The organism is Moorella mulderi DSM 14980 (assembly GCF_001594015.1).
Classification (GTDB): Bacteria; Bacillota; DSM-521; order Neomoorellales; family Neomoorellaceae; genus Neomoorella; species Neomoorella mulderi.
Genome location: NZ_LTBC01000002.1, coordinates 35,868 through 58,348, shown reverse-complemented (window position 1 = coordinate 58,348; position 22,481 = coordinate 35,868). Strand labels below are relative to the sequence as shown.

The 22,481-nt window shown below is 55.0% G+C and carries 13 protein-coding genes, 2 pseudogenes and 1 riboswitch; all 15 genes and pseudogenes read right to left on the bottom strand.

Annotated elements, in window-relative coordinates; genetic code table 11:
* Positions 1-19: 19 nt before the first annotated feature.
* Entirely contained in the window at positions 20-751 is a 732-nt protein-coding gene (locus MOMUL_RS03495; protein ID WP_062281602.1) for an ABC transporter permease, read from the bottom strand.
* A 1-nt stretch (position 752) separates the two neighbouring features.
* Positions 753-1,592 (bottom strand): ABC transporter ATP-binding protein, encoded by an 840-nt coding sequence (locus tag MOMUL_RS03490; RefSeq protein WP_062281599.1) that lies wholly within the window; start codon positions 1,590-1,592, stop codon positions 753-755.
* Positions 1,589-2,617 (bottom strand): magnesium chelatase ATPase subunit I, encoded by a 1,029-nt coding sequence (locus tag MOMUL_RS03485; RefSeq protein ID WP_236712966.1) that lies wholly within the window; start codon positions 2,615-2,617, stop codon positions 1,589-1,591. The genes MOMUL_RS03490 and MOMUL_RS03485 overlap by 4 nt, the downstream gene beginning before the upstream one ends.
* A gap of 47 nt (positions 2,618-2,664) precedes the next feature.
* Complete coding sequence (locus MOMUL_RS03480) at positions 2,665-4,674, bottom strand: putative cobaltochelatase (protein WP_062282382.1); 2,010 nt, start codon at positions 4,672-4,674, stop codon at positions 2,665-2,667.
* Between the two features lie 76 nt (positions 4,675-4,750).
* Positions 4,751-5,641: pseudogene (locus MOMUL_RS03475) on the bottom strand (ABC transporter substrate-binding protein); the annotation flags it as partial.
* A gap of 276 nt (positions 5,642-5,917) precedes the next feature.
* On the bottom strand, positions 5,918-6,721 hold the full coding sequence (locus tag MOMUL_RS03465; protein WP_062281589.1) for an ABC transporter ATP-binding protein: 804 nt from the start codon (positions 6,719-6,721) through the stop codon (positions 5,918-5,920).
* 68 nt (positions 6,722-6,789) lie between these two features.
* Positions 6,790-7,908, bottom strand: coding sequence for a FecCD family ABC transporter permease (locus MOMUL_RS03460; protein WP_062281587.1), 1,119 nt, complete (start codon positions 7,906-7,908; stop codon positions 6,790-6,792).
* A gap of 64 nt (positions 7,909-7,972) precedes the next feature.
* A pseudogene (gene cobN, locus MOMUL_RS03455) lies at positions 7,973-11,854 on the bottom strand (cobaltochelatase subunit CobN).
* 105 nt (positions 11,855-11,959) lie between these two features.
* On the bottom strand, positions 11,960-13,039 hold the full coding sequence (locus MOMUL_RS03450) for a radical SAM/SPASM domain-containing protein (protein WP_084785437.1): 1,080 nt from the start codon (positions 13,037-13,039) through the stop codon (positions 11,960-11,962).
* Positions 13,040-13,052: 13 nt separating this feature from the next.
* Positions 13,053-16,808, bottom strand: a complete 3,756-nt coding sequence (cobN, locus tag MOMUL_RS03445) for a cobaltochelatase subunit CobN (RefSeq protein WP_062281582.1) — start codon at positions 16,806-16,808, stop codon at positions 13,053-13,055.
* Positions 16,809-16,826: 18 nt separating this feature from the next.
* The gene (locus tag MOMUL_RS03440) at positions 16,827-17,612 is read right to left on the bottom strand and encodes an ABC transporter ATP-binding protein (RefSeq protein ID WP_062281579.1); all 786 of its coding nucleotides are present in this window, start codon (positions 17,610-17,612) and stop codon (positions 16,827-16,829) included.
* Entirely contained in the window at positions 17,609-18,715 is a 1,107-nt protein-coding gene (locus MOMUL_RS03435) for a FecCD family ABC transporter permease (protein ID WP_201786453.1), read from the bottom strand. Before MOMUL_RS03435 ends, MOMUL_RS03440 begins: the two co-directional genes overlap by 4 nt.
* Before the next feature lie 60 nt (positions 18,716-18,775).
* Positions 18,776-19,822, bottom strand: a complete 1,047-nt coding sequence (locus tag MOMUL_RS03430; protein WP_062281577.1) for an ABC transporter substrate-binding protein — start codon at positions 19,820-19,822, stop codon at positions 18,776-18,778.
* A gap of 363 nt (positions 19,823-20,185) precedes the next feature.
* Positions 20,186-20,386, bottom strand: a riboswitch (cobalamin riboswitch).
* A gap of 165 nt (positions 20,387-20,551) precedes the next feature.
* Positions 20,552-21,661, bottom strand: coding sequence for an adenosylcobinamide amidohydrolase (locus MOMUL_RS03425; RefSeq protein ID WP_062281574.1), 1,110 nt, complete (start codon positions 21,659-21,661; stop codon positions 20,552-20,554).
* Positions 21,648-22,388 (bottom strand): ECF transporter S component, encoded by a 741-nt coding sequence (locus MOMUL_RS03420; protein WP_062281570.1) that lies wholly within the window; start codon positions 22,386-22,388, stop codon positions 21,648-21,650. The genes MOMUL_RS03425 and MOMUL_RS03420 overlap by 14 nt, the downstream gene beginning before the upstream one ends.
* Positions 22,389-22,481: the final 93 nt, after the last annotated feature.

Sequence of the window (22,481 nt, the reverse complement as noted above, 5' to 3'; positions counted from 1 at the left end):
AAGCCGTCCGATTAAAACCTTATCGTACCTTCTGCACGGCTACCACTGCAGCAAGGAACAATAGGGCCGCATAACTTGCCAGCACGGCCAGGGAGACGGGCAGGAGGCCCTGGCCCTGGGCCAGGGCCCGCAAAGCATAACTGGTATGGGTCAAGGGTAAGGCTTCAATGAGATAAGCCACGCCCTGGGGCAGGCGGTCCGGCAGAAAAAAGGTACCGCTCAAAAAAGACATAGGCAAGATAACAAAAGTAGAGAAGTTAGACATATCCTCATGGGAGTTGATGGTCATGGCCGCCACCACTCCTAAGGCGGCAAAAAGAAAACAGGTTAAAATTATGATCGCGAAAAACCAGCCGTTGACGGCTAATCTCGCCCCGAATAAAAAAGCCAGGCCCAGGATAATCAATGAAGCAATCAGGCCGCGCACCGTACCCGCCAGGACTTGACCAAAAACGAAGGAGCCGGCGCTCAAGGGGGCAATCAGGTATTCTTCTAAGGTTTTATAGTATAAGCGGCTGATGTTCAGGGAAATGCCCACGGCGTTAAAGCTGGTGTTCATGGCCGAGAGGGCGATAATGCCGGGCACCACAAATTCCAGGTAATTGCCCCCGTCCATGCGGATGCCCCGGCCCAGGCCCCAGCCGAAAGCCACCAGGTACAGGAAGGGGCTTACCAACCGCGAAGCAAAAAACTTATAAAAAGTACGTTTCAGGACAATCATTTCCCGCCAGAAGACAGTATAAAATTCCATCTCAATCACTCACCTTCCGCCCGGTTAACTCAATAAAAACGTCTTCCAGGTTAGTAGCGCGAATTAAAACATTGCCTGTTACTTTGCGGGCATAATCCAGGGCCTCCTCCCGGCAGGAGAAGAGTTTATACCCTGTTTCCGTACCCGCAAAGGACTCTACAGCCACTTCCCCTACTTTTTGCTTCAGCTCGCCGGGCGTACCCAGGGCAATGAGTTGCCCCCGGTCCATAATGCCTACCCGGTGGCAGAGCATCTCGGCTTCTTCAATGTAATGGGTGGTCAAAAGTACGGTCATGCCCTCGCTGTTCATCCGCCGGATTAAATCCCAGATTTTACGGCGGGTCTGGGGGTCCAGACCCACCGTAGGCTCGTCCAGAAAAAGGACGCGCGGCCGGTGCATCAGCGCCCGGGCGATCATCAGCCGGCGCTTCATCCCGCCGGAGAATTTACTCACCAGGTCATCCGCCCGCTCCTCCAGTTCCACATAAGCTAAGAGTTCATTAATCCTTTCTTGCCGCTCTTTAGCGGGCATCTTATGCAGGCGGCCATGCAGTTCCAGGTTTTCCCGGGCAGTAAGTTCCTGGTCCAGGTTCATCTGCTGGGGCACTACGCCAATTGCTTGTTTCACCTTACCTAAATCCCGCGTTACGTCGTAGCCGTTGATCAGTGCCCTGCCGCTGCTGGGCCTGGTTAGCATAGTCAGCATCCTCACAGTGGTAGTTTTGCCGGCACCATTGGGGCCGAGTAAACCAAAGATTTCCCCGCTTTTGATCTGGAGGTTCAGTCCGGCTACGGCCACAATACTGCCATAATGCTTGGCAAGTCCCTGGAGTTCAATCACTGCGCAAGTACCTCCCGGAGTTTCGCCTGATCGACATGCATCTCCTGGAACGGCTGGCGGCGCATGCGGTGGAGCAGGGCGAGGTTTACTATGGCGTAGACATCGCCGGGTATTACCTCGGTACGCCCGTCCAGGGCAGCCATAGTTCTGGCCGCCTTCATCATCACCAGGTCGGCCCGGTGGCCGTCTACTCCCATTTCAATGGCGATCTTCGCAATGAGATAAAGGATTTCCTCCGGCATTTCTACTTGCGGTAAAATCTCTATAGCCGTCAAAATTTGCCGGCGTAGCTTTTCCTGCTCCCCTTCCCACCGGGCAATAAACCCTTCCGGATCTTCTTCAAAGGCAACCCGGCGTTTAATGATTTCTACCCTTTCCCCGGGATCCAGGATGCCGGTGATATTTACGCAAAGGCCAAAGCGGTCTAAAAGCTGGGGTCTTAGTTCCCCTTCCTCCGGGTTCATGGTACCGACCAGGATGAAATTGGCCGGGTGGGTGAAGGATACGCCTTCCCGCTCGACAGTATTTACACCCATGGCTGCGGAATCCAGTAGCACATCCACCACATGGTCATCGAGAAGGTTTACTTCGTCTACATAAAGAATGCCCCGGTTGGCCTGGGCCAGGACACCGGGTTCAAAATGCTTTTCACCCTTTTTAATAGCCCTTTCAATGTCCAGCGTACCCACCACCCGGTCTTCGGTGGCGGAAACGGGCAAGTCTACTACCCGCATTCTCCGCCGGGTCCGCGGTAGTTCTTCACCGGCCTCTAGCCGGTGGCGACAACTTGAACACATGGTGGTAATATCCGCGGGATCACAGCTAAATGGACAATCAGCCACCACCTCTATCTCCGGTAGCAAAGCCGCCAGGGCCCGCACGGCGGTTGACTTGGCCGTTCCTTTTTCCCCGCGAATGAGAATCCCGGAAAGTTTAGGGTTGACGGCGTTTAAAAGCAAGCCTTTTTTCATTTCTTCCTGCCCTACAAGGGCGGCAAAGGGGTAAATAATAGTTTCGGGTTGCACGCACCTCATCTCCTGTCGTGAAAAATTTTTGTTTAAGGAACCCCCGGTTAGCAGATTTCTTTTAATTTCGCCACAGCGCCGGAACCTTGCATCTCCCGCACTACCTGGACCAGGGTGCCGGCTTTTAGCTCGTCTATCCGGTAATATTCTGCTCCTAAAGCAGCGGCCAGTTCCCGGGCCAGGCCAAAGGTAACCAGGCCGTCCTTTTCTACATCTACCACCAGAGTTTTGATTCTGGCATCGTTATGGATTATCTCCGCCACCCGTCGTGCCTCCAGGAGGGGCTTATCCTCCCCTATGCTCACATTGGCGCGGCCATCTGAAATAAGGATTAAAAGAGGGTCAAGGTTAGGGTCTTTATAAAAATGAGTTTTGATGATGTCATATGCCTTGAGCAGGCCGGCCGCAAGGGGAGTCCGCCCGCCGGTAGGTAGTTCCTGGAGCAGTTTGTATCCCATTTCCACGCTGTTGGTAGGCGGCAGCAGTACTTCGGCTGTCTTTCCTTTGAAGGCTACCAGGCCGATTTTATCCCGTTTCTGATAGGCATCCAGCAAGAGGGAAAGAATCGCCCCTTTAGTCTCTACCATCCGCTGCTGGGCTCCCATGGAACCGCTGGCATCCACCACAAAAAGCAGGAAATTGCCGATGCGTTTTTCCCGTACTTTGGAACGAAAATCTTCTTTTTCGATGGCTATGGCCATACCATTCTTTTCCCGGTAAACCTGATGAGGGGCCGCCGCCCTTAAGGTAGCGTCAAAGGCCAGGTCGTTATTTTGTAGCCAGGCAGTCGCCCGGACATACCTGCCTGCCCTGGTAGCCGTCCTGGTGCGCGAGCGACGGCCGGAGCCTTTGCGTAAAATGCGGTCCCGCCCGTGGGTAATACGCCGGACGGCAAAAGGCTGGCCCACAGCGAAAACCACGTCCTGGCCTTGAGGGGGCGCAGGAGAATTCTCTCCTTCTTCAGGCTCCCCCTTATGTTCCTCACCATGAGGTTCTTCCCCTGATTCCTGGCCGTCGTTTTCCCGGGGCTGTTCAGGTGGGGCTTCCGCCTGCTCCGGCGTTGATTCAGGATTTTCTTCTTGCTGTGGCGGTTCCTCCCGGGTTTCAGGCGGCTGGGATTGTTCTGGAGGCGGCGCCGGGGCTTCCCGCACCCGGTGGGGCAGGACCAGTTCTGCTGCCTCCTGTACGTCAGCCTCGGTCACTTCTTCCCGCCCTGCGAGGGCGGCGATGGTGCGCGCTGTTACCGTCATTATGATGTCAGCCCGGTGGCCGGCGGTACAAGTTTCTACGCATAACCGGGCTATTAATGCCAACAATTCTTCCCTGATAGTTACCCGGGGTAAGATTTGCCGGGCGGTAAGGATTTTTTCGCGTAAACGCTCTTCTTCTCCTGCCCACTGGGTGAGAAATCTTAAGGGGTCGGCTTCAAAGGCTCCCCGGCGTTTAATTATTTCTACCCGCTGGCCGGGGTCGTGTACACCTTCAATCTGCACGCAGAGGCCAAAACGGTCTAAAAGCTGGGGCCTTAACTCCCCTTCTTCCGGGTTCATAGTACCGACAAGGATGAATTCTGCCGGGTGGGTATAGGAAATTCCTTCCCTTTCGACGATGTTTACCCCCATGGCGGCTGCATCCAGGAGGACATCTACCAGGTGATCGTCCAGCAGGTTTACTTCGTCCACATAGATGATGCCCCGGTTGGCGCGGGCCAGTATTCCCGGTTCGAAGCGGGGCCGCCCGTGTTTGATGGCGTATTCGAAATCCAGGCTCCCCACCAGGCGGTCTTCGGTGGCAGATATGGGTAGATCAATGACCGGCACCCGTCGCCTGGCTCTGGGCAACCTTTCTCCCCGTCCCAGTTTTTCCCTGCAGTTAAGACATAGGCGGTTATAATCTTCAGGGTCACAATTATAAGGACAACCGGCGACTACTTCTATTTCCGGCAAAAGGGCTGCGAGGGCCCGCACAGCCGTAGATTTGGCCGTGCCCTTTTCTCCCCGGATGAGGATCCCGCCCAGGCGAGGATTAATGGCATTCAAGATTAACCCTTTCTGCATTTTCTCCTGGCCGATAATGGCGGTAAAGGGGTAGATAAATCTTTTATAAGTAAGCAATCAAAGCCCCCCTATCACCTTAAGGCTCGGGATAAGCCCATTTACCTTTATAAGGTGTTCCCACCCATTTCTCGAAATACTCTTTTAGCACTTGCTCGGGATTTAGATCCTGGAAAAGTTGAGGATAGAACCATTTAGCCATATAAAGGTTCTCCACAAACCTGCCGAGCCCGGAAATGTTCAAAAAGTAAACTTTTCCCTTTGAGACTGCTGCGGTTTTTCCAAGTACAGGGTTTTTTCCTATTTCATCTTTAAGTCGTATGGCATCTTGCAGATCATTTGTCGTATAACCCAGGATATCGCTGCTGTATACCATTACGATAGCTCCCGGATCCTTGCTTATTACCCATTCACTACTAACTTCTGGAGACTCTGGTAAATTGTTCAATTCTCCCGCAAGATTAATTCCTCCTGCCAATTTGATAATCTGGTCATAGGAAGAGCCTGGAGCGAAGGTCTTGTATATACCTTTTTTGAAATAATACGTCCACAAGCATAAAACCTTTATTTTTTCTTCGGGTTTTACTTTGGCCAGGCGTTCCGTAAGAAGAGACATATTCTTGTTCTTCCATTGCAAAAATTCCTCTGCCCGTTCTTTTTTGGAGAAAATTTGAGCCACTATCTGTAAATCTTGATCATATTTCTCTGCATAATAAAAATCTATGCCAATAACTTTAATCCCCAATGATTCTATTTTATCCCTTGTTTCTTTCGAGGGATATTTCCCGTAGGTAAGCACTGCTTCAGGTTTTAACTCAGCTATTTTTTCCACATTGGGTTCCGTCCATTTACCTACGCACGGTTTTTCTTTAAGTCCTAAAAAAGGGACGTTTTGTGCTGTATCGCTTACACCTACAATAACTTCATCAGGAACCTGCAGCAGGTGCATAGCCTCTGCAATAGTTGGCGTTAAAACGACTACTTTTTTAAGGGCTGGTCAAGATTGATAGTTCTCCCTGCGCTATCAGTGATCGTAATTTTTGTTTTTGTTGATGAGGTTATCTGGTACTTTGACCCGCATCCGGTAAAAAAAATAATCAAGAACAAACTTACTCCGAAAATTGCAATGAACTTCTTCATTATTATTTTCTTCCTCTCCTTTTCCAAAGTTGAGGTACCAGGTATTTACCACATTAAAGCTAGCCTGGCAGCCGGGCCCCTCTATACTGAACTTATTGTCCATCTTCTACAGGGTACCGGCCGCCAGGGTGGCTTCTCTGCCGGCCACCGGCCGCAGGGGAAAAACTTGCAAGCCGTATTTTCCATTGTTTACTACAGCCTCCACCCCGTAGACCGCAGCAACATTTTCCGCGGTTAGTACCTTCTGGGGTTTGCCGGCAGCAAAAATACAACCATCTTTGAGGAGAATAAGCTTTTCCGAAAACCTGGCTGCAAGATTGAGATCGTGCATTACTATCAGTATGGTGCGTCTGTACTGGTGGGCCAGGTTCTTAATTAACCCCAGTACCTCTAACTGGTGTCTGATGTCCAGGCTGGAAGTGGGCTCATCGAGGAGCAATATGTCTGGCTCCTGGGCCAGAGCCCGCGCCAGGAAAACCTTCTGCTTCTGCCCGCCGCTGAGCTGGTCGAGACAACGGCCGGCCATCGATTCGAGGCCCATATACCGGAGTATATCTCCCACAACGGCCAGATCCCTCTTGCTTACTCCCCACTTAAGGTGGGGTTTCCGGCCCATGAGCACCGTTTCCAGCACCGTGAACGGGAATACCTCTGCCGCGGCCTGCGGGACATATCCCAGCCTTTTCGCCAGTTCACTTCCATTTAAAGCCGCGATTTCCTTACCGTCCAGATAGATTACGCCCTGCCGGGGTTTCAGGATACGGGCGGCGCAGCGCAAAAGCGTAGACTTGCCCGACCCGTTGGGGCCGACAATGCTCACTACCTCACCATCCCCTACCTCCATGGTCAAACCATGGAGTACGGGGAAACTACCGTAAGAAAACGAAACATCTTTAACTACCAGCCGCATCTTCCTTTATACACCCCCTTGCGTGTCATTGTTTTTAACTTCACTGTTATACCCCCGGATACAAATTTTTAGGACCACCATTGTCTTTTCTTTTTAATTAGCAGGTAAATAAAGAACGGCGCGCCGATAAGGGAAGTAACAATCCCCACAGGGATCTCAGCCGGGGCCATAACAGTCCGGGCCAGGGTATCGGCCAGCAAGAGGATTATCCCCCCCGTCAGACAGGAACAGGGGATTAGGAACCGGTGATCATTACCAATAACAAGGCGACAAATATGGGGGGATACCAGGCCCACGAAACCGATAATCCCGGTAAAAGCGATGGTAGCCGAGGCGGCAAGGGTGGCCAGCATCAGGAGGACCAACCGCAGCCGGTTTACATTCACACCCAGGCTGGTGGCCACGTCTTCCCCTGCCACCAGGGCGTTGAGGTCCCAGGCGTAACGCAGGAAGGCGGCCGTACAGGCAAGCACCAGGGGCACAAGCAGGGCTACAGTGCTCCAGCTGGCGCCCCACAGGCCGCCCATCAGCCAGACTACCAGCTCCTTTAAGGCTTCATGTTGCGAGACGTACTTCAGAGCTGATACGCCGGCCGAAAAGAGATAGCCGATAGCCACGCCGCCCAGGAGCAGGGTTTCCGGGACGGCCCCTTTTAACCGGGCAATGGCATAGACGCAAAGCATGGTCAGGCAACCGAAGAAGAAGGCGTTGGTGATAATCAGATACCGGCCAACGATATTAAACGCTGTTCCCAGGATACCCGTCCCCAGGACAATAGCCATGGCTGCACCAAAAGCGGCGCCGCTGGAAAGTCCCAGGGTGTAAGGGCAGACCAGAGGATTGCGTAAGATACCCTGCATAACCACACCAGCACCGGCCAGGCTGATCCCGGTCAGAACCGCCAGGCAAATCCGGGGCAACCGCAGCTGCCATACCACCGTTGCGGCCAGTTCGTTGGCAGGAGCCAAATGCAGGCCGGGGATAATCTTAGCAAGTATAACCCGCCAGACATCCCCTACGCTTATCGCCGCCGCCCCCGTGACAGCGGCAACCATCCCTGTTACCACAAGGAAGAATGCCAGACCAACCAGCAAGGCTACCTTGCGGGCCGTGTGGTGCGAGTATATTGACTGGATTTCATCAAGGTCAGTGATACCACCCGCCAGTCTGGTTGCAGATAGACTCATATCCATGTAGCTCCTAACTTAGATATTGATACCCCCGGTGTTGATATCTCTTACAAGTTAAATTTCAACCCCCCAGCTTTGCCTTGATCTCCCGCATCTTGGCACCCCAGTCGGCTACCTCCTCGGCGGTGAGGATGTCGATGGCGCCGCCCTGGAAGTCGCCCCTGACGTCACCCATGCGTTCTTCCAGCCAGCCCTCGACCTCCAGGTAGTGCTCTTTTAATCCTGCCAGCACTTCAGGATCCGCATTCCAGAAGCCGCGCTGGTGGGCCTCCAGGAGGCGGCGGGCAATTTCTTCCAGGGCCCAGGGGTTGTGTTCCTCGAAAAACTTGCGATTTTCCTCGTCAAGCACAAAAGTCCTCGTAATATCGTCAAAGATCCAGTCATCTACCTCCCGGGTGGAGGCCTCCCAGCCATATACGCGCCCGATGCGCTTCGAGATGTCGCCGGCCCCCTTGTACCCGTGCCGTTTTTGCCCCTCGATCCACCTGGGGTTAAGAAGTTTGGTCCTGACCACCCGCCGGATCTCGTCGGCCAGGGTGCGCACCTCCACGTGCTCCGGTTCCCTGGTGTCGCCGTAGTAGGTCCGTACGTCCTTGCCGGAAGCCACCCGGGCGGCGGCGGTCATGCCGCCGTGGGTGCCGAATTAACAGCAGCAGCCAAAGAGGTCATACTCATCGCTTACCACTTTGTTGTAAGTAACATCTACTGTTTTCAGGTTTAACTGCAGTTGCTTGAAGGCTTCCTTACCATATATCCCTTTGCCGTAGGCGTAGCCATTCCAGTAAACGAAGACGTCGGCCAGGTCCTTTTCTTCCTTCCAGGCCGAAGCGTAAACGGCCAGGTTGACCCCCGCCTGGTAGGTTCCAGGTTTAGAAGCAAAGATTCTTAAAGTTGCATCGCGCCATGCCCCAGGATCAGAATGGTTATCCAGTTGCGCCAGGGTATGTTTGCGAATGAAGTTCATTTCCACCGGCTCATCAAGGGCTGCCACTGTTTGGATGGCCTCGTCTAAAAGTTCGATGCAGTTGGGGAAATTATCCCGCGTAATTCCCGAAACGCGTACCGTGAGATCGATGCGGGGGCGTTTGAGTTCTTCCAGCGGGATAACCTCGATACCCCCGACGCGACCGTTGGGGAGCCACCTGGGGCGGCAGCCTAAGAGGTAAAGCATCTGCCCCAGGCCCTCGCCGTCGGCCCACATGATGTCGTTACACATCCAGTAAATGGCGATATTCTCCGGGTAGCGCCCCTCTTCAGTGAGGTGTTTCTCCAGCACCTTTTCTGCCAGGCGTTTCCCTACTTCCCAGGCCGCCCTTGTCGGGACACGGTGGGGGTCCAGAGAGTAGAAATTGCGCCCGGTTGGTAACACGTCATCCCGGCCGCGGGTGATGAGCCCGGACGGGCCGGCGGGGATATAGCGGCCACTAAAACCGTCCAGGAGCGCTTCAATTTCGCGCGAGGCTTCCACGCGTTTATTGAGGTCCAGTACCCGGGGCAAGAGACTGTTCACTTCCTCAAGATATTCCGGGGCCAGGAGAGCCTCGCCAAGAATTGCCGCCGCATCGTCCGCCGTAACAGCCCGCCCCTGGAGGAAGATGCTGATAAAGGCTTTAGAAACCTTGTCAACCTTCTCCAGGAGCGCCCCGTAGGACTTGCCGTGTTTAATGGATACCCTTTCCTGATTATCAAGGAGTTCGGCCAGTTCAAGGCCCATCAGTTTGGCCACCGTCCGCCGGAGCGAAATGTCCTCCCCCGCGTCATGCCGCAGGATGGCGTTTAGGAACTCTACCCGGCGCTCGCCTTCCGGGATCTCGCCAAAGATGTGCTGGCCGTCCTGGATTTGGGTGTTGCGGATGACGGAAAGCACGGCATGCGCCTTTTCAATGATGAAGTCAAAGTTTTCGTGCCCTCCCTCAAGGGGGACCTGCTTATCCAGGTTGGTCTTTTTTATCTCCTCAATAATTAAGTGTTGTAAGGTATGCGCCCTGGCGGGGTCGGCGATCCTGGCCTTCTCGTATTCCTCCAGGTAACGGTCCAGTTCGGCCAGTTCGTCGTAGAGCCCGCCCTGGGTGAGTACAGTCTGCATGTGATCCACCAGCGCGGCATAGCTGCGCCGCTTGGCGATGGTACCCTCAGGTGGGTTGTCGGCGTTATAGATATACAGGTGAGGTAAGGTGCCAATGGCCAGGTCGGGATAACATTCCCCGGAGAGACCCACTCCCTTGCCGGGCAAGAATTCCAGGTTCCCGTGGGTACCCACGTGCACAATCATGTCCGCGCCGAATTCCCGCTCCAACCAGCGGTAAGTAGCCAGGTACTGGTGCGGGGGCGGGACGTCCGGGTCATGCAAGATCTTGCAAACCTGCCCGTCACAACGTGCCCCGGCACACCCGCGCTTGGGCTGGACGCAGACCACCGCATTGCCGTATTGCACACCGGTAATGACGATCTGACCCTGGTAAACCATGGCTGCCGGGATACCGTTTTTGGCCTCCCCCGGTGGGTTTCCCCAGGCCTCGGTCAGCCTCTCCTTAACGTGGGAAGAAAGGGTATCGAACCATTGCCGGTACTCTTCCACCGGCATCAGCTTCAACGCCCCGCCTTTAGAAACAATTTCGTCGGAAGTAGTCCAGCGGAACTCCGATATGGCTTTGCGCTCCATTATGGTGTCAATAAGCTCTTTCCCGCTGGCTGGAAACTCGACAGCATAACCTGCCTCGTGCATCTTTTTTAAGATACGAGCAACGCTTTCCAGGGTGTCCAGGTGCGCCCCGCTGCCTACCGTGGCTTCTACAGAAGCGCAAGGGTTATTGTGCAGGATGAAGGCCACGCGCCGCTCGCCCACTGGCTTTTGCTGCAGACGCACCCATTTTGCCACTCGGTCAGCGATGCGCTCAACGCGTTCTGGCACCGGCTGCCTGACCTCTAGCTCCCCCTCTTTGCGTGAGGCGCCTAAAAAGACCGGCTCGATAACACCTTCAAACTCCGGTAAAGCAACCGACCAGGCAATGTCCTGTCCCAGCCCCTGGGGATCGGCTACCCACTCTTCTACCGTTTTGTAGAAGGAAATGGCCGGCTGGAAGACCGGCACCCCGAGTTGCTTTAATAACTCCACACCGGAGGCGGCTACTCCCTCCCGGAGAAAGTCGTCTGTTTGCGCCCGGGCCGCCAAAAAGAATGAAAGAAGCTTTACTATGGCCGCAATCCGCGACCGCCCATCCGGGTCAAGGTAAAACTCCTGGACTACTTCACCTGAACCCTTAGTGCCCAACCCCTCGTCCTTAAGGGAATAACAGAAGGCCGGGATGACGCCGAGCCCCCTGACCTCCAGCGCCCGGATGAGGGCTTCCTCTACGGCCAGGGTCTTATTCACCCACTGGTTGCGGGCGAAAAGAAGCCCGATCAGCGGAACCTCGCGCCTGTACCAATTAAGATAATCTTCTACCCTGGTGAAGTAGGTAGGGGCGTCCGGATGGTAAATCCCTTCCCAGGGGTAAACCTCGGGTTCTTCCACTGCAAAGGGGGCGCCAAGGGCTACCGCCGCCACGTAGCGGAGCATGCGGGCAAAGTTCTCCTCCCCGCCCTGCACTATGTAGGAGTAGCTCCTGGCCACTACTTCCGCTGGTACGGTAGAAAGGGTCCATAGAGCCGGGTCGTGGGCCACGCAGACTACAGGCCGGTAAAGCTCGCGCACAGCCCCTTCCAGCTCATCCCAGATCGTCTCACCCGTAGAACGGTATAAAAAGACGAGATCGGCATTTGCCAGATCCGCCCGGGCGCTGTCCAGGTCTTCCTTGCCTTCCTGTAAATTGCGTGCGGAATATACCTTAACCGCAAGTTGTCCTGCTACCTTTGCCGCTGCTTTGCGCAGCGTTGTCGCGTGACTGTGCCACACTATCGCGGTAATCCTGTACACAATTCTCTCCCCCCAATAAATTGCCATCTGGCAAAAGAAAAAACCATGGAAAAAGCTCCACGCTTGCGCAGAACCTCCATGGTTCTCTTATGGCTTCATGCCAGGTTTTATATAAGATATACGTCTTAACATTTAAAATTCCTCCTCCTTCACCCATAACATGAATATTTTTCTCAACTCGCAGTCCCCCGGAAAGGCTATATCCACCCGGCCGCTATAAGCATAGGCACGGGCTAGACACCCCCCGCCGCAGAGGAGCCTCTCCGGGCAGTCCCGGCAGCCCTGCATCTTCTCAACATTGCGTCTCCACCACGCTCTCCTCACCATGGCCTCCTGGTGAGAAAAATCAGGGTCCAGGATGGAACCCAGATAAAAATCCGGCAACCCCCCCAGGGAGGCACAGGGGTAAACAGAGCCGTCGGGTAGCACCGCCAGGGATTGGCCGGTGGTGGCGTAACAGTAATACCGCCGTTCCCCGCTATGGGTCAGCAGGTATTTCAGCCTCTCCACCTCCCGGAATCTTATCAACGGCCCACCCTGGCGGGCTATTTCCCGCGCCCGTTCCAGGGCCGTCCTGACCTGACGGCGGAGCAAGTCCGGATCCGGACCTGTGCACTCACCTTCCGCACCCCTGCCCAGGGGACGAAACAAGTCCAGGGACAGGCCGTGAACGCTACCTAAATAAGCAGCCAGCTCAACCAGCCTGGGAAGCTGTTCTGTACTCGCGGCCGTTAAAACTACCGTCAGGCCTGCTTTGACCCGCTCTGCCGCCAGGTTTTGTAATCCCTGGATAGTCGCCAGGGTCGATCCCTTGCCGTCAGGAAAAGGACGCAAGGCATCGTTAACTTCAGGCATACCGTCAAGGCTTACACCCAGGGCCAGGCCCAGTTTTTTTATCTCCCGAACCATAGCTGGAGTAAGCAAAGTACCATTGGTTTGCAACTGGAAGGTCGCAGCCAGGTTACGTTCCTGCACATAGGCGACTACTTTTTTGATCAGGGGTAGGTTTAATAGCGGTTCACCGCCGGAGAACTGGATTTTAAAATGGCCGCTGCGGGCGGCTACATAGTCCACTGCCCGCCGGGCCACCTCCCAGGGCATATCTCTCTTGCTTTCGCCCCCGCGGGCATAACAGTAACGGCAATAAAGGTTACAGGCATCAGTTACGCGTAAAACAAGCAATTTAAGAGAATTTTCTCTATGTGCCGTCATGTTAAGACAACCTTCACTCCGTCCGGGCCTCTAATTCCCCTTCAATATCCAGGTACAGTTCCTTTAAGGCAGCAGCAGTTTCCGGCCGGGCCTGCCACATTCCCCTTTCGATGGCTTCTAAAAGCTGGGCCGTGATAGTCTGCAATGCCCAGGGGTTGACCTCCTTAAACCATTCCTGCATCCCCGGATCCAGAGCATACTTTTGCGCCAGGGCTTCATAGAGCCAGTCTTCCAGCACTTCCGCCGTAGCGTCCCAGCCAAAAGAATGCTCCACCAAAGCCGCCAGATCTCCAGCGCCCTTGTACCCATGGCGCTTCATGCTTTCAATCCACCTGGGGTTAAGCACCCGCGCCCGGAAGATATGCTGGGTCTCCTCCTCCAGGGTACGTACCCGTACCCGCCTCGGGTCGCTGCTGTCGCCGCTGAAGGAAAGGGGTAGTTCTCCTTTGATGGCCTTAACGGCCGCCACCATGCCGCCATGGTAGGAGTAAAAGTCATCACTGTCAAACATGTCTACTTCCCGGCTGTCCTCGTTCTTTACCGTTGCGGCCACCGTAGCGAGGCGGCGCCGGAAGGTGTCCTGTGCCTCCCTGCCATAAGTACGGCGGCTGTAGGCATAGCCACCCCAGGTAACGTAGACTTCCCCCAGGTCCTTAGCATCCTGCCAGTTCTTTGCCGTGATTAAATTGCTTACACCGGCGCCATAGGTACCAGGCCGGTCGCTAAAAATACGCCACCTGGCTTCCTCCCGGGCTTGTTCCTCCTCTACGCCGGCTGCTATCCGCGCAGTTACTTCGGCTTTTACATGGGCCGCCACAAAATTCATTGTCTCCGGTTCGTCCAGCCCGGCTACCATTTCCACCGCCCGGTCAAGCAGGTGGATGACATTCAGGAAGGCATCGCGAAACATCCCGGAAGCCCGGATAGTTACATCAACCCGCGGCCGCCCCAGCTCCTCAAGGGGTATCACCGCCAGTCCTTTAACGCGCCCGCTTTTTTCTTCCCATACCGGTCGTACCCCCAGCAGATACAAGGCCTGGGCGATATCCTCGCCCCCGGTACGCATATTGGTGGTGGCCCAGATCACCATCCCGACGTTTTCCGGATAGTCCCCTTTTTCCTGCTGATAGCGCTCAAGGAGAGCCCCTGTCAGTTTCTTGCCCACTTCCCAGGCCGCGCGGGTAGGTATGGCCTGGGGATCAATAGAGTAAAAGTTGTGACCTGTAGGCAGGATATCAGCCATACCCCGTGTAGGCGCACCCGAAGGACCGGGTGGAATGAAACCACCCGCCAGGGCCTTAATAGAGTTTCCGATTTCTTCTACCGTGGCTTCCAGGGCCGGTACCAGGTTGCCGGTAATATATTTACCCAGCCGGATAATTTCTTCATCCCGGCACCCCAGGATCTCTCCTGCAACTACGGGTATGGCTTCCTCGCTGAAGCCAGAGGCCGCCAGGGCTTGGATAAAGTCCCTGCTTAATTGTTCGATTTCGTCCATGATTTCAGCGTTAGTACGCCCCTGCACCGGGTCGAAGAACCCCGGCTCAGCCAGTAACTGGTCGTAATTGTATCCCTTCACCAGAGCCAGCCGTTCCCGCAAGGAGGGGAGATCATTATTGGGCAGGCGGGTTAAAGCCAGGAGCATTTCTACCAGGGCTTCCTCTCGAGGTGCCTGGCCCAGGATGTGGAGGCCATCCCGGATGAGGGTATCTTTTACCTCATACAGGTAAGAATGCAGCCGTTCCAGGAAGCCTTCCCAGTCTTTCTCAGCCTCCTCTTTCTCCAGGCCCAGGTCACGGTCCAGCTGGCTGGCCGCTGTTTTTTCCCAGATCAACTCGCGCAAAGCCGGCAGTTTCGTCTCATCCAGGGTCTTTGCCATGTGGTACTCTTTGACCAGGACTTCTATCCCGGCCAGCTCATCATAAGTATCGGCCCTGGTCATAACCGGAGGCAGGTGGGCAATGATCCCGGCATGGGTCCGCCTCTTGGCCTGGGTACCTTCCCCGGGATTGTTAATGATGTAAGGGTAAAGGTGGGGCAGGTCATTAATGGCCAGGTCCGGGAAGCAGGCCCCGGATAACCCTACCCCCTTGCCCGGAAGCCACTCCAGGGAACCGTGCTTGCCGATATGGAAAACCATATCCGCCTGGAAAACGTCCCGCAGCCAGCGGTAATAGGCGAGGTAGTGGTGGGGCGGGGCCAGGTCAGGGCTGTGGTAAATTGTGGCCGGGTCCTCAAGAAAGCCCCGGGGCGGCTGGATGCCGACAAAAACATTTCCCAGCAAGATGCCAGGGACGAGGAGCTGGCCCTGGTAATTAAATACTTCTCCCGGCGGCTCACCCCAATTGCATGTTAAATGCTCCCGGGCCTGGGGAGGAAAGGCCTCAAACCAGGCCCGGTAGGTATCCCCGTCTACCCGAGCGGCCGCCCGGCGATCCAGCTCCCGCGGGTCGAGCCAGCCGCGCTCGTTGGTCAGCCCGGACAGGACCCTCTCCATTAAAGCCGCCCCATCCGGCGGCAAATCCTCTACCCGGTAGCCGGCGGCCTGCATGGCCACCAGCAGGCGGTGGACGCTGGCCGGGGTATCCAGGCCGAAGGCACAGCCGATGCGGTCGTTGCGTGGCGGGTAATTATGGAGGATAATGGCCACCCTTTTCTCCTGGTTGGGTTTGTGCCTTAGCCGGGCCCAGCGCAGGGCCAGGGAGGCAACCTTGCTTACCCGTTCAGGAATAGGTACATACTGGCTTAAAACAGCACCGGTCGAGGGATCCTCCCCGGTTTCTTCCCGGGTGGCAATAGGTACGCTGATTAGATCCCCGTCAAATTCGGGTAAGGCTACACTCATGACCACATCCAGGGGTCCCAGACCCTGGGGGCTTTTTTGCCACTCGTCAAAGGGAGTCAGGGACACGATGGCTTTAATCAGGGGTACGCCCAGCCGCTGGTAAAGCCCTTTTTCTTCCACACGGCTGAAGGTGGGCGTGGCCATGGTCTGGGAGAACATCAGGGTATTAACCACCACATCTACCACCGGCCGGCCGTCCCGGCTAAAATAATTTTCCAGCACCCAGGCCAGACCCCGGCTGCCCAGTTCGTCGTTCCTGGTGGCGTAAAGGAACACCGGCAAGGCTATGCCGCCTTGTTTTTCTATCTGCCGGACAAGTTCATCAATGAACACTGTATTGCCTGCCACCCAGGCACTCTGGTAGAAAAGTATCCCCACTACCGGGCGACTTTCTTTGAGCTTCTCCTGTAAATAAAGTGCCGCCGCTTCCGGTGCCGGGCAGTCCGGGTGGTAGAAGCCTTCCCAGGGTAACGGGCGGGGCTCGGCTGCCGCCACCTCTATACCACCATAACGACCGGCGGCCCAGAGAAGAAGATTTTTCAGGTTATCTTCGCCGCCATAGGCAACGTACAGGCGCAGGCGGTGGTAATCTTGCGGCATCATATTGCTAAGGGACAAAAGCTGCTGGTTATCATCTCCCATCGAGGGCAACACAGCCAGGGGGATATTCTTTTTCCTGGCCAGCTCTACCAGGTCCTGGAGCCCCGGCAGGGAATCCGGCCCACCCATGAGGTGCACGATAATCAGATCAGCGCCACCGGCAAGTTGAGCAATTTCTCCCGCCGTTCGCCCGCCTTCTCCCCGCTTCGAGGAGGCCGCAACTTCAACTAGCCGGCCATAATCCTCCTGCACCCTCCGAGCAGCCCGGCTTAAACTACCCAGCTCACCTTCAATGGCCGTATAAAAGCAAATTTTTAAAGCCATAACCCTCTCCCCTCCAGCTTAAAGCTTTGCTCTCCCGTTAGCCGGACAAATGGGCAAAACCTGGACGCCCAGGTCGTCTTCGCGCACCCGGGCTTCGACATCATAGACAGCACGGATATTTTCCGGGGTGAGCACCTCCTGTGGGCTACCGGAAGCAAAGATGCGACCCTGATGCAAGAGTACCAGCTTTTGGGAAAAACGGGCTGCCAGGTTTAAATCATGCAGTACCATGAGTACTGTCATTTTCTTTTTCCAGGCCAGAAATTCAAGGATGCCCAGCACCTCCAACTGGTGGCGAATATCCAGGTTGGAGGTAGGTTCATCCAGCAAGATAACCCTGGGCTCCTGGGCCAGGGCGCGGGCGATCATTACTCTCTGTTTTTCGCCCCCGCTTAAATTGGCCAGGGTTTTTCCAGCCAGTGGTTCAAGTTGGAGAAAACGAAGAATTTCTTCTACCACCTGCCGGTCTCTTTGCCCAACAACCCAGGTTATATAAGGCCTGCGACCCAGTAACACAGCTTCATACACAGTTAGAGGAAATACCTTCGTCCCTTCCTGGGGAACATAGCCCAGAATCATTGCCAGGGCCCGGCCCGACAGGTTGGTTATATTGCGGCCATCCAGGTAGATTACGCCCTGTGCCGGCAGCAATATCCTGGCCAGGCACCGCAGGAAGGTGCTTTTTCCTGAACCGTTTGGTCCTATAATGGTAACTATTTCCCCCGGATCTATGGTCAGCGTTACCTCATTGAGGACTGGTTGACTATCGTAATTAAATGACAAACCATCCACGGCCAGTTTCATGACCACCAGCGCCTCCTTTCTCGGAACAGGAGGGAGAGAAAAAAGGGTACACCGATTAGAGAAGTAATCACTCCCACCGGGATTTCGATGGGGCTGGCCACCGTCCGGGCCAGGGTGTCGGCCCCCAGCAAAAGGAGAGCCCCCAGCAAACAGGAAGCCGGGATCAGGTAACGATAGTCGCTGCCGACCAGGAAGCGGCCCAGGTGGGGGGCCACCAGGCCAATGAAACCAATAATTCCGGTAAATGCCACCGTAGCGCTGGCCAGCATTGAGGCGCCGACAGCACCGTTACGCCGCAGCCGGCTAAGATTGACGCCCAGGTTGGCGGCCACTTCCTCCCCGGCTCCCAGGGCATTGAGGTCCCAGGAATAGCGCCAGAGAAAACCCAGGGCAGCAAGGCAAACAGGAAAAAGCAAAAATAAAGGTTGCCATTTAGCCCCGGCCAGTCCTCCCATAAGCCATAGAGTGAGTTCACGCAGTTCTTCATGGGAAGACAGGTACTTCAGTAAAGAAACGCCAGCGGAAAAGAGATAACCCAGGGCCACGCCGGCCAGGATGAGGGTCTCCGGGGCCAGGCCCCGAAGACTGGCTACCCCGTAGATGACAAACGTCGTTAACAGGCCAAAGGTAAAAGCACTGACCACGATGATATAACCTTTCGCCAGGGTGAAACCGGCGAGCTTTCCCAGGCCCAGGACCACGGCCAGGGCCGCCCCGAAGGAAGCGCCGGCGGAGATGCCCAGTATATAAGGATCGGCCAGGGGATTGCGCAAAATCCCCTGCATAACTACCCCTGCTCCGGCCAGGCTGCAGCCGGCCAGGGTGGCTAGCAGCACACGGGGCAGGCGGAGATTTAAGATCACTGTCCGGGCCAGCTTGTTCCCTGCCTCCTGGCCGGAGGAGGTTGTTACCGCCCCCTTGATAACCTGCCAGAGCTCCTGGAAGCTGATATTGGCGCTGCCAAGGCCAAGGGAAACTGCCAGGGCGGCCGCCAGAGCCAGGCTTAAAAAAATGATAGTTATAATTTTATGGCTTACCAACCGGGCGTAAAGATCGCCCCGCGCCTGACCTGCAGCTCTTTTTTCCGCCATACTGCCCATCATTAATGCCCCCTTAAGTGGGTAGAAGCTCATGCCGGGAGTTACACCCTGCACCAGAGCAACTTATTTGACATCCGGATAGACCCATGTACCCTTTAATTCTGTGTGGTAAAACTCCTGTAGCAACTGGCTGTGGACGGCTTCCGGGTCGAGGTCGGCAAAAACATCGGGGTGGAACCACTTGGCCCAGTAAAGGGAACCGATTACCGATCTGATCCCGGTACCAAGGCCCCAGCTCATGATATAGACCTTTTTCTGGCTAACCGCCGTTGTCTGCTTTAATGCCGCTCTGGCCAGGATTTCATCATAGAGGGCTTTCATTTTATCCGCGGCGTCCCGGCTGGCCATGCAGATAATTATTTGGGGATCTTGCCCGGCCAGCCATTCAGGAGTCAGCTCGGGATATTTAACCTTCTGGCCGGCGGCAATATTTTTACCGCCTGATAAGGCAATACGGTCGGCAGCAGGGGTTTTATCGCCGGCACTGTAGTAAGGTTTATTCCACTCGTAGTAAACCCGTGGCTTTTTATCTTCCGCTATCCGTGCTACCCGGTCCTTGATTAGTTGATAATACTTATCGCTAAAGGCAATTAACTTGGCCGCTATTTCCTCCTTTCCCGTCAGTTCACCCATTTGCTTAGTTACTAAGGCGGTTTCGTGGGGATAAGAAGTCGTATAGACCAGAACCGGCAGGCCGGCCTCTTCCAGCTTGGCCCGCAGGTCATCCTTTAACATGGTATCGGCAATGACTACATCCGGCGCGCTCTGGATGATGGCTTCCAGATTGGGAGCGAAAGATGACTTGGCCATGACCGGGATTTTCTCCAGGTCTGCTGGAAAAATCGAGTAACTATCACGCCCGATGATCTTATCAGCGCTGCCTAAAGCATAAAGGATTTCTGATACACCCGAAGTAATACAAACGATTTTATCCACCGGGCAGGAAATTTTTACTTCTTTACCGGTGCCGTCAACAAAAGTTTTAACCGTTTTCCTGGTATTACTATTTTGAGTGCCAGTTTTTTCGCTACTACACCCGGTTACAAAGATTATTACCAGCATTAGCAGGCATATTACCCTGGCGGCAAAACCATATTTTTTGCTCAACATTTTTGATAGCCTCCTCCTTGAGTTTTTTATGGTAGCCCACGTCAACGAGCAGGACTCCTGGCTCAGGTTCACCGGCACCGCATTATTGCCACCATCAAAAAACGGCCTGATCTAACACCTCCCAGCGAACTCCCCGGGTGGGTTAGAATAGGCCGTCCTTCTACCGCTCCCGGCGCATCGTGAACCCCCAGTCGTTTTTTCTTATTGGAAGTTCCTTGCCGGACCGGCTGGCTGCATTTAAGCTGGCCCCTCGGGACCAGACACCTACCCTTATAAAATTAAAAAACCCCTGCTCCAAAGAAAACAGGGGACATGCCGTTTCCCCATCCTGCGTAGGGAGCACCAGCTACTACGGCAAGCACCAGGTCTCCTGGCTCGGGTTCAACGCTCCCCCACGCCTTCCCAGTCCAGCACTCAGCCCCTTCAGTTGCACCGTCCCGGGTACTTCTTAAAGAAGATAACCCGTAGCGGTAGAGATCTTGCTGAGTGCTGGGCCAGTGGCCTGATGTGGGGTCACTCCCCCTTACAGTGGCGCGACCGCGCCGGATTTGCACCGGCTTCCCTTGATGCTAACCTGATTAATTTTATTATATACTTCATTCTACATTTACAACCAAAATCCTCCTTCCCAGCCAATTTTCTCGAAAAAACCATACTTTGAATTTGCTCGCCACTCAGTTCATGAAGATAACGGTGCAGGTATTCTTTGTTTAGCCCTACTAAAACGAATTAGTTCCGAGAGCCGTTCTCCTTCTTCATGGAAGACGTTAACAATATAACTCGATTTATCACCCGGATAAACAGCCTGCTCAAAGTACCGACGGGATCCCCTGCTTTCACCGCGGCCAAACAGGCTTCCCCACCGCCATATCCCTGCAGTAACCTTATCCCGGCCGCGATAACTGCTTCACCCGGGAGCAGCCCCCATTCATACTCGTCCCACAGGTGGATGAGGCTGGCGGCCAGGGCCACCAGGCCTGGCTCGCCCTGGATGTGTTGCAGTCGCGCTAGATAGCTGTCCCGGTCCAGTCCCAGGCCTTCCTCCCTGGCCTGCCGCCAGAAGTCTTCCACCCCGACGCCGTACCTGTCCAGGCGCGCCAGGAAGCTGCACTGGCGGCGGGGATTTAGACCGGTCTGCTTTTCCAGGGCTATTTTCACGGCTTCTTTCACCGTCACGCCGATTAATTCCCCTAGTTTTGCATGCTTGCCAGCATCAGTAAAATAATGGGGGCTCTGGATATTGGCGACGGCAATGATCTGGTCGGTACCCGACCCGGTGGCAATCCCCCGGGAATAACGGCTGGGCGCCATGAGCTCCTGCAAGGCGGCAGTTTTGGCCTCCGTAGCTGTAACTATGGAGCGCACCAGGGCGTGGGGAGGCAAGTTCCCGTTTATCAGAAGGATAATATTAATAGTACCGGGGACAAAGACCCATTGCCCGTCCATCTCGTAATAATTGGCCCTATCCCCGGCCCGCCCGCCATTGACGTCGATGCCCCCGGTAACAATGGCCGTCACTGCTAATTCCCGGAACCCGTTCGTTTTTATAGCAGCGTTTTCCATTCTGGCGGCTGTAAGCAACCCGGCGGTGTGACGGTACGGCAGGTCGAGCTTGCCGGCCAAATACTCCAGGTAACCTTCCACGCTGCCTCCTGGGAGGCTGGCAGGATCATGCTTATCAGGCGGCAGGTGATGATTAAATACCGCCTGCAGGTCTTGCCGGTACCCACCGTTAAGCCAGGCCGTGCTTACCACCCGGCGCGGCCCGGGAAAATAGACAATGAGGGTATCATCCCGCCGGTGAATTTTTTCCCCGCTTTTTAACTCATAAAGCAGCATTCTTATCCCCTTCTATTACCGGTAGTAACGTCACTTCCAGTTTACGGCGAAAACGCTGCAATATTTTTACGAAGCTAGGGCCAAAGAGTAAATAAAAAGCTGCATTGCCTGTGGCATGAAAGGTATCAAACCAGAAGCTGGCAGCATAGGTGGCTACAAAGGACTGCCAGTTCAGGGGGTGAACAAAGCCCGTCCAGGTCCACAGGTTCATTATGCAGCCAAAAAGGTATCCCCACAGAAAGCTAAATACCGTCATAACCTTCTTGCCCGCCCGGGGGAAGATAATCCCCATCACCCCTGCCGAGGTGCCGGCCAGCCCCCAGGCAAACATCTGCCAGGGCGTCCACGGGCCCTGGCCCAGGAAAAAGTTGGATACCAGGGCCGCCGTAGAACCGGCCATAAACCCGGCCCGCGGTCCGAAGACAAAGCCAGAAATGATTACCATAAAGGTGGCCGGCTGGATATTGGGTAAAGCAGCAAAAGGAACCCGGCCAACGGCGGCAATGGTACCCAGCATGGCGATTACGGCTACCTCCCGGGAAGAAACCCGTCCCTGTTCAAACCCCCAGTACAGCAAAACCAGGGCCATAATAATTATTACCGGAGCCAGCAAACCCCACCCCTGGCCCAAAAGAAGGGCGTTTATCTTGATACTGGCCAGCAACAAGCCCAGGATAAATACCAGGGCAAAGGGAAACAGCATTTTACGCCAAAACGCCACAAGCATAACCTCCCAAAACTTTGCAAGGGTACACACCATGTAGTGGGAAAGCCGTACTCGATAACTGGCCCGCCGGTACGGGCCGGGCGGCGGTCCCTC